Annotated in this window: 12 protein-coding genes; 7 read left to right on the forward strand and 5 right to left on the reverse strand. The window is 67.8% G+C overall.

What is annotated here, in order from left to right; genetic code table 11:
- Window positions 1-91 precede the first annotated feature (91 nt).
- From BM199_RS18495 to BM199_RS18505, 3 genes are all read left to right on the forward strand, one after another.
- Window positions 92-901, forward strand: coding sequence for an SDR family NAD(P)-dependent oxidoreductase (locus tag BM199_RS18495; protein ID WP_245788446.1), 810 nt, complete (start codon window positions 92-94; stop codon window positions 899-901).
- Between the two features lie 140 nt (window positions 902-1,041).
- Window positions 1,042-1,548: a hypothetical protein gene (locus tag BM199_RS18500; RefSeq protein ID WP_091674519.1), complete on the forward strand. Its 507-nt coding sequence runs from the start codon at window positions 1,042-1,044 to the stop codon at window positions 1,546-1,548.
- Window positions 1,549-1,703: 155 nt separating this feature from the next.
- Window positions 1,704-2,375, forward strand: coding sequence for a hypothetical protein (locus BM199_RS18505; RefSeq protein ID WP_091674520.1), 672 nt, complete (start codon window positions 1,704-1,706; stop codon window positions 2,373-2,375).
- A 62-nt stretch (window positions 2,376-2,437) separates the two neighbouring features.
- Here the strand turns inward: BM199_RS18505 and BM199_RS18510 are convergent, their stop codons facing one another.
- The 4 genes from BM199_RS18510 to gabT form a co-directional block, all read right to left on the reverse strand.
- Window positions 2,438-3,055 (reverse strand): hypothetical protein, encoded by a 618-nt coding sequence (locus BM199_RS18510; RefSeq protein WP_091674521.1) that lies wholly within the window; start codon window positions 3,053-3,055, stop codon window positions 2,438-2,440.
- A 193-nt stretch (window positions 3,056-3,248) separates the two neighbouring features.
- Window positions 3,249-4,094: an LLM class F420-dependent oxidoreductase gene (locus BM199_RS18515; protein WP_091674522.1), complete on the reverse strand. Its 846-nt coding sequence runs from the start codon at window positions 4,092-4,094 to the stop codon at window positions 3,249-3,251.
- A gap of 177 nt (window positions 4,095-4,271) precedes the next feature.
- Window positions 4,272-5,750 (reverse strand): NAD-dependent succinate-semialdehyde dehydrogenase, encoded by a 1,479-nt coding sequence (locus BM199_RS18520; protein ID WP_245788447.1) that lies wholly within the window; start codon window positions 5,748-5,750, stop codon window positions 4,272-4,274.
- Window positions 5,747-7,108 (reverse strand): 4-aminobutyrate--2-oxoglutarate transaminase, encoded by a 1,362-nt coding sequence (gene gabT, locus BM199_RS18525; RefSeq protein WP_091674524.1) that lies wholly within the window; start codon window positions 7,106-7,108, stop codon window positions 5,747-5,749. Before gabT ends, BM199_RS18520 begins: the two co-directional genes overlap by 4 nt.
- Before the next feature lie 117 nt (window positions 7,109-7,225).
- Between gabT and BM199_RS18530 the strand changes: the two genes are divergently transcribed.
- Entirely contained in the window at window positions 7,226-8,746 is a 1,521-nt protein-coding gene (locus BM199_RS18530) for a PucR family transcriptional regulator (protein WP_177242684.1), read from the forward strand.
- 72 nt (window positions 8,747-8,818) lie between these two features.
- On the opposite strand, the gene BM199_RS18535 is transcribed toward BM199_RS18530, so the two are convergent.
- Window positions 8,819-10,228, reverse strand: a complete 1,410-nt coding sequence (locus BM199_RS18535; protein ID WP_091674526.1) for a flavin monoamine oxidase family protein — start codon at window positions 10,226-10,228, stop codon at window positions 8,819-8,821.
- 160 nt (window positions 10,229-10,388) lie between these two features.
- On the opposite strand from BM199_RS18535, the gene BM199_RS33905 reads away from it, so the two are divergent.
- From BM199_RS33905 to BM199_RS18545, 3 genes are all read left to right on the forward strand, one after another.
- Window positions 10,389-10,559: a hypothetical protein gene (locus BM199_RS33905; RefSeq protein WP_177242685.1), complete on the forward strand. Its 171-nt coding sequence runs from the start codon at window positions 10,389-10,391 to the stop codon at window positions 10,557-10,559.
- Entirely contained in the window at window positions 10,556-12,028 is a 1,473-nt protein-coding gene (locus BM199_RS18540) for a cytosine permease (protein WP_218160367.1), read from the forward strand. The genes BM199_RS33905 and BM199_RS18540 overlap by 4 nt, the downstream gene beginning before the upstream one ends.
- Window positions 12,029-12,091: 63 nt before the next feature.
- Window positions 12,092-12,688, forward strand: coding sequence for a TetR/AcrR family transcriptional regulator (locus tag BM199_RS18545; RefSeq protein WP_091674527.1), 597 nt, complete (start codon window positions 12,092-12,094; stop codon window positions 12,686-12,688).
- The last annotated feature ends 67 nt before the right edge of the window (window positions 12,689-12,755 follow it).

The following is a 12,755-nucleotide window of genomic DNA, read 5'->3' on the forward strand; positions in this document are numbered from 1 at the left end:
CGTAGCAGATCGCGCTGCGGGAAACTCACTCGGAAGCGCCAATTCGGGGCAAGGTGAAGCTCGCTTTGGCTGACCCACGAAAGGTCAAGTCGTGACTGAACTGCTGCTGGAGAAGAAGAACGCGGTGATCTATGGCGGCGGAGGCGCCATAGGCGGCGCCATCGCGCGGGTGTTCGCCAGGGAAGGCGCACGGGTCTTCGTCGCAGGCCGGACTCAGGCGAAGCTCGATGCCGTCGCGGGCGACATCACCGCCGCGGGCGGAACGGTCGAGACCGCACAAGTCGACGTATTCGATCAACAGTCGGCCGAAAGGCACGCCGATGCGATCGCGGAGACGACCGGCAGCATCGACGTCGCCGTCAATGCCGTGAGCGTCATGCATGACCAGGGGACCACGCTCGCAGACCTCTCACTGGACGAGTTCATGCGGCCGATTGACGGCTTCCTGAGGGCGATGTTCATCACCAGCAAGGCCGTGACGCGCCACATGGGCCGGGAGCGTCCTGGCGTCATACTCACCTTGTCCGAACCGGGCGCCAAGCTGGCTGTCGGCGGCATTCTGGGGCACGCGGCGAGCGCCGCAGGCAAGGAGGCCTTCTCGCGGGTGTTGGCCGCGGAGTTGGCGTCCAGCAACATCCGGGTCGTCGGCATCCGCCCGCACGCTGTCGTCGATGCGCCTACGGCAGGTTCCTACACGAAGGACCTCTTCCAGCCGGGTGCGGAAGCAGCAGGGAAAACGGTCCAGGAATTTCTCGACGAGGGACTGGCTCAGGGAACGTTACTCAAGAGACTGCCGACGCTTTCCGAGATAGCGGAAACGGCCGCGTTCCTGGCCTCGGATCGAGGTGGGGTCATGACCGGCACTGTTGTCAACCTGTCCGCCGGCGCACTGGTCGACTGAGGCCGGATCGCGGGAATGCCGCTTACTTCCCAGACCAAAATGGGCACGCATCACCGGCCGGAACTTCAGGTCTCCACTTCTCTGGACGGCTTCCGGCCAGTGCAGCAGGCTGAGAACATGTTCCCGAACAGGTGCCGCGTATGCGCTTCCTGCTGATGTTCCTCGTCGCGCTGGCATGCGTGGCATTGTTCGCGGTGGGTGCCCCGTCCGTGCTGGTCGGCATCGCCGAGCAAGGTCACGCCGACGACGCCTACGTGGTGGGCTTCGTCCCTGACGCGGACTGTGGCGACGACCATGAACTGTATTTGCGCGTTATGGACGCCACGGTCCTGGACTGCGCGCCGGCGGGGGTCAGCGGCTCCGGTCAGATCTCACTGCCGGGTTTCACGGCCGCGCAGGAGGAGGAACTGGAGACGCTGGCCGCCAACCTCGGCATGGACGGTCTGTCGGCGGAGGAGCAGCAGGAGATCCAGCGGCGCGTGGACGAAGTCGCCGCCTCGGTGCCGCAGGCCAGTCGCCCCTACGGTGACCAGGCGGTGTGGGGCGCGGGCCGGGCCTGGCTGGGTGCCGGCATGGTCGTCGCCGCGGTTCTCGGCCTCATCGCCACCTTCAGGTTCGGCCCAGCGGGCGTGTCTTCGTCACGATGAACACCGTCACCTTCACGACCCCGGGTGCGAGAACAGCGACCGGTCCGCCAGCATGCGGCACTGCCATCAGGCCGACGGGGCGCGTCGGACGGGGACGTGTGGCAGGTTCCTGCGACCGACGCGCCGCACCGGTTCCGACTCGGCAGACTGGCCCGATGACCATGCGATCGCGCCTCTCGTCCCTCCTCACTGTCCTCGCTCTGGCTCTGACCCTGACCGCCTGCGGCGAGGCCCAGCCGACCGCCGAGCGCGACGACCTGTTGCAGGAGTACTTCCGTTCCGGAGACGTCAAAGGCGACTTCGTCACGGGCTCCGGAGAGGACCGCCTCGCCAACCTCGCGAGCATGGGGCCGCCACAGGACTTCGTTGCTTCCCTGTTCTCCGCGCATGCGTGCGACAAGCCGATCCTGGTGTTCGGGTTCACCACCGAATGCCAGGTGCCAGCCGCGGCACGCGCGAATGCCGACGAGTTGCTCCAGCGGTTCGTGCTGGTGAAGCACGAAGACGGCACACTCGAACTACTGCGCCTGACGCTAAGCCGCGATCCCGGCGGTTCGCCGTTGCTGTACGACGCGCAAGGTGGCACGTATCCCGACGGCCTGCAGGACTTCCGGGAGAACAACGACCTGCTCGACAGTGCCGACCAGGTACTCACCCCGGAGCCGATCACCGTCACCGACGGGCGGTTCCGGCTCGTCGTGGTCACAGGCCAAGCGAACGGATCGACCTGGGTGTGGTGGCTCGTCGGCGGCCTCGGTGCCGTCGTCGTGGTCGGGCTCGCGACGTTGCTGTTGGTGCGCGCTCGCAACGCGACCACAGGCCGATGACAACAGCCGGCGTCAGGTCCAGGCCGCAGCGCCAGGCACGGAGCACCTGTCGCTGCGGCCACTCACGACCCAGCGAGACTCCAGATCACCGCGTCGAACCTCACGACAGGGGCCAACTCGTCCTCCGGTATCTCGCGCACGACGAGTCGCGCGATGCGCCCTTCATCGGTCTTGGCACACAGCACGGTGCCCAGTTCCAGCTGCTCCGACGTCGTGCCCGCTGCTTCGACCGTGTCCGCGCAGTCGCGGTGGATCGGCAGCTCGCCGGCCTTCCAGGTGGACACGGTCGTTCCGGGTAGCGTGCCGATCTGGACGCTGCCTGCTACACCATTGGTGACGAAGTCATTTCCCCCGACGACATCGCTCGGCTGCTCAGCATCGAAGTCCTTGCCGGAACCGTCGAACACGACAACCCCCTGCCACCGAACCGTGGGGGCGGCGGGTCTGGTCTCGCCGGTGGAACCGGTCGACGTCGGAACATGCCGCGGAACGCCGGTCGGCCGGTCCTCCTCGGTCGGCGCGACCGCCGCGGGAGTGTCCTTGGTGCCCGACGAAGCGAGCAGGGTGGCAGTCGCCGTGATCAAGGCAGCCACAACGGTGGCGCCGGCAGCGATCCACACCGTGCGCTGTGCTCCGGACTGTTCTCGATGACCTGCTTTGCCACCCTTGCCGATCCCCATAACGTGAGTGTCTATCAGGCTCAGCTCCCGGACGGCCTGCGAACTCCCAATCTGTTTGCACCATAGGTGCAGTCGGCTGGGCCCGGCCGCGGTCACTCCCGCGAGGGCGCCAGCCGGTGCTGGGAGTGACCGCCGAGACGGCGTCGGTGACGCGATACATGACTGCGGTTCATCACCGTTCTCGGACGCCCTGTCACAGGCCGAGACGATCGCCGTGGCGGGCGATGAATGCGACCACCTCGTCGGCAGGTTTGTCGGGCACGCCCCACATCACGTCGGTGACCCCCGCGTCCTCCCATGCCGCGAGGTGCTCCGGCGTCGGTTTCAGAGTCGCCAGCAGGTGGACCTGCGGATGGCCCGCGCGTCCCGCGTCGGCCCACGCCTTGCGAAGCCGGTGGCACTTACCGGCGATGTCCTGCTCGGTCGGAGTGCTCATCCACCCGTCGGCGGAGCGCGCGATCCAGGCGAACGTCTTCGGCCCGCCCCCAGCACCGACAACCAGCGGGATGTGCCGCTGAACGGGCTTCGGGTACGCCCACGACGGACCGAACGACACGAACTCCCCGTCGTAGGCCGCCTCCTCCTGAGTCCACAGAGCCCGCATCGCCTCGACGTACTCGCGGAGCACCGTGCGTCGCCGTTCGGCCGGAACACGATGGTCGCCGAGCTCATCGGTGTTCCAGCCGAACCCGGCGCCGATGGTGACACGTCCATTCGAGAGGTGGTCCAGGCTCGCCACCGTCTTGGCCAGAGTGATCGGGTCCGACTCGACGGGAAGGGCGACCGCGGTGGCGAGCCGGATGCGCGAGGTGACCTGCGCTGCGGTCGCCAGGGCGACCCACGGGTCGAGGGTGCGCAGGTAACGGTCGTCGGGAAGCGTCTCGTCACCCGTGCTCGGGTGGGCGGCCTGCCTGCGCATCGGGATGTGCGTGTGCTCGGGCACGTAGAACGAGGTGAAACCGTGCTCCTCGGCGGCCAGGGCCGCATCGGCGGGAGTGATCCCGCGATCACTGGTGAACAGGACGATTCCGTGTCGCATCGCACTCTCCTCTGCTGGCTGCCGGCACTCGGGAAGATCAGCGTCCATCGCTTCCCCACGCCCAGGCCCGGCTCACGTCACCACTCATGTCCATGACACTACCCGTCGACATAGAACGTGTTCTACTTGAGCGGCTTGGTCCGTTGCGGGTCGACGTGACACCGGCGTGCCCACGGCTCACGAGAGTGCCACGCTGAAGTACTGGGTCTCCTGGTATTCCCGGATCCCGTCGCGTGCGCCTTCGCGCCCCAGTCCGCTCTGCTTGACGCCGCCGAACGGTGCCGACGGATCGGACACGACCCCGCGGTTGATTCCCACCATGCCCGCGTCGATCCGCTCGGCGATGCGCAGCCCGTCCTGCAACCGTGCCGCGTAGACATAGGCTGCTAGACCGAACTCGGTGTCGTTGACCAGGCGGAGCATCGCGTCCTCGTCGTACCACTCCACGACAGGAGCGATCGGGCCGAAGATCTCCCGGCGGAGGATCGAGGCGTCGGGTCGCACGCCGGTGAGCAGTGTCGGCGGGTAGAACCAGCCCTCCGACGGTGCCGTCCCGCGATAGGCCACCGTGGCGCCATCGGCCACGGCCGCGTTGACGAGCTCGCGAACTCCGGCGAGCGCCTTTTCACTGACGAGTGGCCCGACCTGCGATGCCGTGTCGTACGCCGGACCGACTCTGAGGGCCTCGATCGCGGCGCCGAACCGAGCAACGAACTCGTTCGCGACCGACGCGTGGACGAAGAATCTGTTGGCTGCCGTGCAGGCCTGGCCGCCGTTGCGGAACTTCGCGATCATCGCCCCGGTGACCGCGGCTTCGACGTCGGCGTCCGCGGTCACCACGAACGGGGCGTTTCCACCGAGCTCCATGCTGGCGTTGACGACGCGCTCGGCAGCCTGGCCGAGCAGCGTCCGACCGACCGCGGTCGATCCGGTGAACGAGACCTTGCGGACCCGCTCGTCCCGCAGCCACGCGGCGACGACACGCGCGGCGTCTGTTGTCGGCACGACGTTGACGACGCCGTCCGGCACTCCGGCCGCGGAGAGGATCCGGGACACCGCGATCGCCGTGAGTGGCGTCTCCGCGGCGGGCTTGAGGACCACAGTGCATCCGGCCGCGAGGGCCGGGGCGATCTTGCGGGTGGCCATGGCGGCCGGGAAGTTCCAGGGGGTCACGAGCGCGGCAACGCCGACGGGCTTGTGGGTCACGAGCGTGCGTGCTCCCCCGCCCGGCGCGAGACCGTACTCGCCGTCGTTGCGGACCGCCTCCTCACTGAACCAGCGGAAGAACTCCCCCGCGTACGCCACCTCGGCGTACGCGTCCGCCTTGGACTTGCCGTTCTCCGCCGCGATCAGCGCGGCGAGTCTGTCGGAGTCGGCGATGATGAGTTCGAACGCTCGCCGCAGAATCTCGGCACGCTCGCGCGGGGCGGTCGCGGCCCACGCGGGGAACGCCCGTGCCGCGGCCTCGACAGCGGCCCCGGCTTCGAGCACCGAGGCGTCCGCGACTTCGGCGAGCACCTCGAGCGTGGCCGGGTCCTGCACGGGGAAGACCTTCACGGCTCCGCGTCCCCGTCCGCCGATGTGGATGCCGCGCTTCGGGTCGAGTTCGGCGATGACGTCGTTGATGTCCATGATCTCTCCTGCCGCGTCCGTCACCTGGTCTCCCGGAAGACGCGATCGAGGACGTCGAGGCCCTCGGTGAGCAGGTGGTCCGGGATGGACAGTGGGGGCAGGAAGCGCAGTACGTTGCCGTACGTGCCGCAGGTGAGCACGACCAGACCTTGAGCGTGTGCCGCGGCGGCGATCCGTTTCGTGAGGCCTGGATCCGGAGTGGTGGTGCCCCGCTCCACCAGCTCGACCGCGATCATCGCGCCGCGTCCGCGAACCTCCCCGATGCGTGGATCGGCCTGCTGGATCGCGGTGAGCCGTTGCTTCATGGTCTTCTCGATCGACCGGGCGCGATCGATCAGACCGTCCGCTTCGATCGTCTCGATCACGGCCAGAGCGGCGGCGACGGCGAGCGGGTTGCCGCCATAGGTGCCGCCCAGGCCTCCGCCGTGCGGCGCGTCGACGATCTCGGCACGGCCGGTGACGGCCGAGAGCGGCAGACCACCGGCGATGCCCTTGGCCGTGACGATCAGGTCGGGCACCACGCCCTCGTGGTCGACGGCGAACAGGTCGCCGGTGCGGGCGAAGCCGGTCTGCACCTCGTCGGCGATGAACACGACGCCGTTCGCCCGGCACCACTCGGCGAGCGTGGCCAGGAAGCCGGGCGCGGGGACGATGAAGCCGCCCTCGCCCTGAATCGGCTCGATCACGAACGCGGCGAGGTTATCCACGCCGACCTGCTGTTCGACCACTTCAATCGCCTGGCGCGCGGCCTCGACGCCGCCCATCCCACCGTCGCGGAACGGGTAGGACACGGGAGCACGGTAGACCTCGCCGGCGAACGGGCCGAACCCGTTCTTGTACGGCATGTTCTTGGCGGTGAGCGCCATGGTCAGGTTGGTGCGGCCGTGATAGGCGTGGTCGAACGCGATGACGGCCGGCCTGCGGGTCCAGGAACGCGCGATCTTGACCGCGTTCTCCACGGCCTCCGCGCCGGAGTTGAACAGGACGGTTCGCTTTTCGCCCGAGCCGGGCGTGAGACGGTTCAACTCCTCTGCCAGGCGCACGTACCCCTCGTACGGGGTCACCATGAAACAGGTGTGCGTGAACGCCCGGACCTGTTCGGCGACCGACTCCACGACGCGCGGTGCGCTGTTGCCGACCGTGGTCACCGCGATACCGGAGCCGAAGTCGATCAGCGAATTGCCGTCCACGTCCAGCACAACGCCACCACCCGCGGCGACGGTGTAGACCGGCAGCACGGTGCCGACGCCCCGCGCGACTGCGCTCGCCTTGCGGGCGTGCAACTCGCGCGATATCGGGCCGGGGATCTCGGTGACCAGGCGACGCTCCTGGGAAAGTGCCGGACCACCACTGTGGCCGGTGACGGTGTCGCTCTCGGGCATCGGCGCTCCTGAGGTGAGGCTGGGTGACGAACAGCTTCGACCGTAGAGAAATCGGGACCCGCCCAACATGCCTGAAATGCCCATCGCTGTATGGCGCGACTGTGCAACTATGCCACTATGGTCTCGGTTGCCGAACTCGTTGGACACGGCTCGCTCGCGCTTGCCGGGGTGCACCTGCCTCAGCCGACGGCCGGCATCAGGTGGGTGGCGACGAGCGAACTCGCCGACCCCTCACCCTTTCTCGAGGGAGGCGAGGTGCTCCTCACCACCGGCCTCGAGATGCGGCAGTGGCGATCCCAGTGGAAGTCCTACGTCGCCCGGCTGGTCGCACGGCAGGTCGTCGCGCTCGGCTTCGCCACCGGCCTCACTCACCGCGCCGTCCCGGCCGGCTTGATCGCTGCCTGCCGGACTCAGGGCCTGAACGTGTTCGAGGTGCCGAGGGCGACCACCTTCGTAGCCATCAGCCACACCCTGGCCTCGATGAAGGAGTCCGAATCCGAGCACGCGGCCCGCAGGTCACTGGAGGCGCAGCGGCAGCTGACGCAGGCGGCCCTTCGCCAGGATGACCCGGCGGCGCTCGTGACCCGCCTGGCGGACATCGTCGACGGTGCGGCGGCGCTGGTCGGACCAGACGGCGTCGAGCCACGAGGGCCCGCGCGGACCGAACTCGACGTTTCGCTGGTGGCATCGGAGGTGGACAGGCTTCGCCCACAAGGACTACGGGCCGCCACGAGCGTCCAGACCGGCGCGGCAACCCTTGTGGTGCAACCGGTCGGATTGACAGGACCGCCGGTGGGGCACCTCGCGGTGTACATACCCCACCCCGTCACGGACCGCGAACGGACGGCGATAGCGACCGCCGTCTCGCTACTCGGTCTGGCGGCTCAGACGCGCCTCGAGCGACGCGACGCCGATCGCCGACTGCGCGCCCGCGCGTTGGAGCTCCTTGTCGAGGCCGATGCGCGGACGGCGACGATCGTGCTGGAGGCCAGGGGCGAACGTGGCGTCGCGCTGCCGAAACACGTCGTGATCGCGAGGGCAACCGGGCCGGACCACGCGTTGAGCGACGCACTGGAGGCAGTCGAGAACGCCGTGCCGCTCGCGGCGCTGGTGCGGGAGGAACTGTGGCTGGCGGTCACACCCGGCGCTATCGATCATCACCTCGCGAAAGTCGCCGAACGAGGTCTCCTCGTGGGCGTTGGCGGCCCCGAGACGATCGATGACGCCCGTCGCAGTTGGACGAACGCGGGCCACGCCCTGACCTCGGCCACCTCGGCGGCACCAGTCGTGCGGTGGGAGCGGCTGGTCAACGAGGGTGCGCTGGCCGTCATCGACGGCGAAAGGGCGGCCGCGTTCGCCGCGTCGTTCCTCGCCCGGCTGAGCGACGAGGAGCTGGTTCGGACCTTGAGTTCGTTCCTGCATCACCATGGCTCCCGCCTGAAGGTCGCCGACGAGCTGGGGATCCATCGCAACACCGTGGGCAACCGAATCGCGCAGATAGAGACGGCGCTGGGCCGCTCGCTGGACGACCCCCAGGTGCGGGTGAACGCGTGGATCGCCCTTCAGGTGGCGAGCAACTCGGCCACGACGAGTTCGGCGAGCGCATGCTCGACACCGAGAGCCGCAAGGACCGGGTGAAGCACGTCATGAACTACATCAGGCAGGCCTGAGGCACCGTGAGGCGTCCACTCTTCCCCAGGGCTGGGTGTCCTAGCCCGACCCGGATTCTCGTTCCGCAAACGCGCGCAGTACCTCGTGCGCGGCCCGCTCGCCGGAGGAGATCGCGCCATCCATGTAGCCGTTCCACCTGCTTGCCGTCTCCGCGCCGGCCCAGTGGATCCGCCCGCATGGCTCGCGCCAGCCCGCTCGTCCATGCGCCACCCATGAGCCGGGGCCGGGATTGGCCGCGTAGCCGCCCCGTGCCCACGGATCATCCGGCCATATCTTCTCCAGATAGTCCACGGGTTCGCCGGCCTCGGGACCGAACAGCCGTGTGAGTGTGCGCAGGACGTCAGCCTGCCGCTCCTCCTGCCCCAGCGAGAACCATCGACGCAGCCGATCACCGTAGCTGAACGCTACGAGGATCCCCTGATCCGCGTTCGGCGGAGAGTTGTCGAACACGACGCCGAACGTGGACTCGTCGTACAGGGACGCAACACCGGAGAGCCCGGCAGCACGCCAGAACGGGCGGGGATAGACCACATGCACCTTGGCCACGTCGCCCATCACACTGCGCTGGATCCATCTTGCCCTGGCGTTCGGCAATGCGGGCAGGAAGCAAATGGCGGCCGTCGCCGGTGGCGGTGTCGCCACCACCACCCGGCTGGTCCGCACGACCCCTGCCCCGGTGTGTACCTCGACAACGTCCGGCCGCTGGTCGACGGCCGTGACCTGCGTATTGAGCCGGACGGAGTCGCCAAGGTGCTCCGCGATCGCCCGAGCGGGCGCCTGCGCTCCCGCGGTGAAGCGGGCCTCCTGTGCCGCGCCGCTGGTCTCCATCAGCTGGGCGAACCCGCCCGCACTCGCGACGTAGAAAACCAGGTGCAGGACGGAGACCTCCCTCGGTTCCATCGCCAGCACGCCCTGCACGGCCAGGTGCAACCGGACACGCGCGGCAGGGCAGGCGACCGTGCGCAGGAAGTAAGAGTGCACGGTCTCGCTGTCCCAGTCCCCTGCCATGGGGCCGGAGCCCGGATCCGACAGGTCCACCTCCCGGGCCATGGCGTCGACCCGAGCCGTGGCCTCCTGGTACCCGGCCGCACCTGGCGCGTAGTCCGGCCCGTCACCTCGATACCTGCGCACGGCGCCGTCGCGCCATGCCTCGAGATGCTCGCCGGTGTCCCAGGTGGGGAAGGTGGCGCAGCCGAAGCGGTCGGCCAAGGCCAGCAGCATGTGCTGGTTCGGACCAACCCACTGGCCACCGTGATCGATCAGTGCTCCTCCTGGAGTTCGGTGCGACCAGATTCGGCCCCCGACCCGGTCGGCGCCTTCCAGTACGAGCGCTGGGACGCCGTGATCGTGCAGGGTCAGCGCCGCGGACAGCCCGGCGTATCCCGCACCGATCACGACAACGGGAGCGAAGGTGGGCGGAGCAGGCTGCGATGTTGTCGACCTGAGCATGACGACATCCTCGTTATTTCTGGCTCGTCAGTCAACTTTCAGAGTTTGGCGAACTTTGAGACTCAGATCCTGGCGTCATTGCTGAACATCTTGACACGCATGTAGGGCGCGTCACAGACTCCTATAACTAATTCGTCAGTCAACTATAGGAGCTGTGGTCATGCATGACACCAACTTCGAGGCCGAACTGGAGCGCAGGATCGCGCTACTCGAAGCGCCGGACAGCGAGGAGTCGGTCCTGCCGGACCTACCCGCACGGGACATCCTGCTGGCTGTGCTGACCATTGCCGCGCTCAGTGTGGGACTGATCTTCTGGGGGTACCCAGCGTGAGCGCACCGGTGAGTGACAACGCCACTCCCGCGGCCCCGGGAAGCGACGCCACGCTCAACGAACTGCCGCTGCTCGGCAAGGAGCGGATCTGGGGGTTCTGGGGCTATTCCTCGGTCAACGTAGGACTCTCCATCGCCACCTGGGCGTTCCTCCAGGGAGGGGCTGTCGCCCTCTACGTTGGTGCCGAGGCGGCCATCGCGAGCATCGTTGTCGGTTACGGCATCAGCGTGCTGCTCGTCGCCCTCGTCCCATGTATCCCGTCCGCCAAGTACGGCCTCGAGCAGTTCGTCGGACTGCGTAGCGTGTTCGGCCCGAGCGGTGCCCGCGTCCTCATGATCACGATGTCCGCGCTCCTGGCCGCCGCCTGGTCCGCGGTGCTCGCGATCATGTTCGGACACGCGTTACGCAATGTCGCCAACCAGGCCTTCGACACCGAGTTCAGCGACTCCGGTCTCGCGGTCAGCCTCATCGCACTGGCAGCCGTGATGCTGTCCTGGCTCGTTCTCTCTCGCGGACCTGTTTCCGTGGAGTGGATCAACCGGATCGTCGCGCCCGGCCTCGTCGTGGTCACCGTCGGGATGCTCGTACTGATCTTCCTGAATACCTCCTGGTCGGAACTGGCGGCGATCCCACCACTGGGATCGACCGGTGACGCACACCTCGACTTCATGCTGGCCGTCGAACTGAACATCGCCGGAGGGTTCGCCTGGTGGCCCAACGTCGGCAATCTGGCCCGCTTGACCAAGAGCCCCCGGGCAGCGTTCTGGCCCAACATGTTGGGCCTTTTCCTCACCTCGGTCGTCGCCGCCGTGGTCGGCGCGTTCGCCGCGCTGGCCCTGTCCTCCGAGGACCCGACAATGTGGATGATTCCGCTCGGTGGCGTGGTGCTCGGCATGGTCGCACTGGCTTTCGTCGGATTCGCGAACGTCACGAGCGTGGTCGCCCAGGGCTACTCCTCGATGGTCGCCTTGAAGGGTGGCGGTGGCCGGCTACTGCGCCGCGTGCCCTGGCCGGTGCTGGCCGCGGCGATCCTTGCTCCTGCGGCCGTGCTGGTGTTCTTCCCGGCCGCCGTCTACGGCAACTACTCCCGGTTCGTCTCGTGGGGAGCGATCTTGGTGGCTCCGTTGTGCTCCGTGCAGTTCGTCGACTACTTCATCCTGCGCAGGCAACGACTTCGCCTGCGCGACATCTACCTGCCGGCACACCGGTCGCGATACGGGTTCTGGCGCGGGTTCAACGTCGTCGCGTTCGTCGCGGTCGCGGCAGGGGCGATGACCTATGCGGCACTGCTCGACCCCGTCACCTACGAACCCGCTTCCATCTTCCGGTACCTCACGGCGTCGCTGCCCGCCGTGGTCGTGGCCGGTGTACTGCACTACACGCTCACCCGGTTGATCGTGGTGCCCCTGAACAAGGGTGGATACCGGCAGGAGGCGGCCGGGAGAAGCCGGCGCGACGATCACAGTTGACTGACCAATGAGTCAACTCCGCTAGAGTGGACCGCGGTAAGCCACCTGCGAGAAGGAGTGTCCATGCCGCGGCCCAGTGTCGAGACGGAACGACGCGCGCAGATCCTGCACGCCGCGTGCGCGGTGATCGCGGGGCGCGGTTTCCGCGCGTTGCGTGTCGCTGACGTCGCCAAGGAGGCGGGCTTGTCGTCCGGGATCGTGCACTACTACTTCGCGAACAAACGCGAGCTGGTGCGGGCCGCGTTCGAGCAGAACTTCACCCATTCACTCGAACGCAGGACGGCCATCCTCGAGTCGGACGAGGACCCGGTGAGCAAGCTACGCCGCCTGGTCGACGCCTACCTGCCACAGGACGACGAGACCGTGGAGGCCTGGCACGTATGGGCCGAACTGTGGGCCGAGGCGATCCATGACGAGGATCTGCAGGAACTCAACGACCGCGCGTACGGCGAGTGGCGGCGTCTCGTTGCGGGCATCGTGCGCGACGGGCAGGCCGCCGGTCAGGTCGGCGACACCGACGCGGTGGAGATCGCCAACCTGCTCGTCGCCGTACTCGACGGACTGGCACTGCAGGTGCTCGCCGGCTCCCGGAACATGACCCTCTCCCGGATGCGCGCCACGTGCCAGTCGTTCATCGACAAGGTCGTCCTTCCCGCCTGATCGCTCCCCCCGCGGCTTGCCGCGCTTCCCCTCGACGAATCACGACTTCAATATTGACTGACGCGTC

Source organism: Amycolatopsis marina (genome assembly GCF_900111885.1).
GTDB classification, from domain to species: domain Bacteria; phylum Actinomycetota; class Actinomycetes; order Mycobacteriales; family Pseudonocardiaceae; genus Amycolatopsis; species Amycolatopsis marina.

Bases quoted from the DNA above. Each gene is read 5' to 3' on its own strand.
- BM199_RS18535 (WP_091674526.1), bottom strand. From the start codon at position 10,228: ATGCTCAGGTCGACAACATCGCAGCCTGCTCCGCCCACCTTCGCTCCC.
- BM199_RS18515 (WP_091674522.1), bottom strand. From the start codon at position 4,094: ATGCGACACGGAATCGTCCTGTTCACCAGTGATCGCGGGATCACTCCC.
- BM199_RS18505 (WP_091674520.1), top strand. From the start codon at position 1,704: ATGACCATGCGATCGCGCCTCTCGTCCCTCCTCACTGTCCTCGCTCTG.
- BM199_RS18530 (WP_177242684.1), top strand. From the start codon at position 7,226: ATGGTCTCGGTTGCCGAACTCGTTGGACACGGCTCGCTCGCGCTTGCC.
- gabT (WP_091674524.1), bottom strand. From the start codon at position 7,108: ATGCCCGAGAGCGACACCGTCACCGGCCACAGTGGTGGTCCGGCACTT.
- BM199_RS18510 (WP_091674521.1), bottom strand. From the start codon at position 3,055: ATGGGGATCGGCAAGGGTGGCAAAGCAGGTCATCGAGAACAGTCCGGA.
- BM199_RS33905 (WP_177242685.1), top strand. From the start codon at position 10,389: ATGCATGACACCAACTTCGAGGCCGAACTGGAGCGCAGGATCGCGCTA.
- BM199_RS18500 (WP_091674519.1), top strand. From the start codon at position 1,042: ATGCGCTTCCTGCTGATGTTCCTCGTCGCGCTGGCATGCGTGGCATTG.
- BM199_RS18545 (WP_091674527.1), top strand. From the start codon at position 12,092: ATGCCGCGGCCCAGTGTCGAGACGGAACGACGCGCGCAGATCCTGCAC.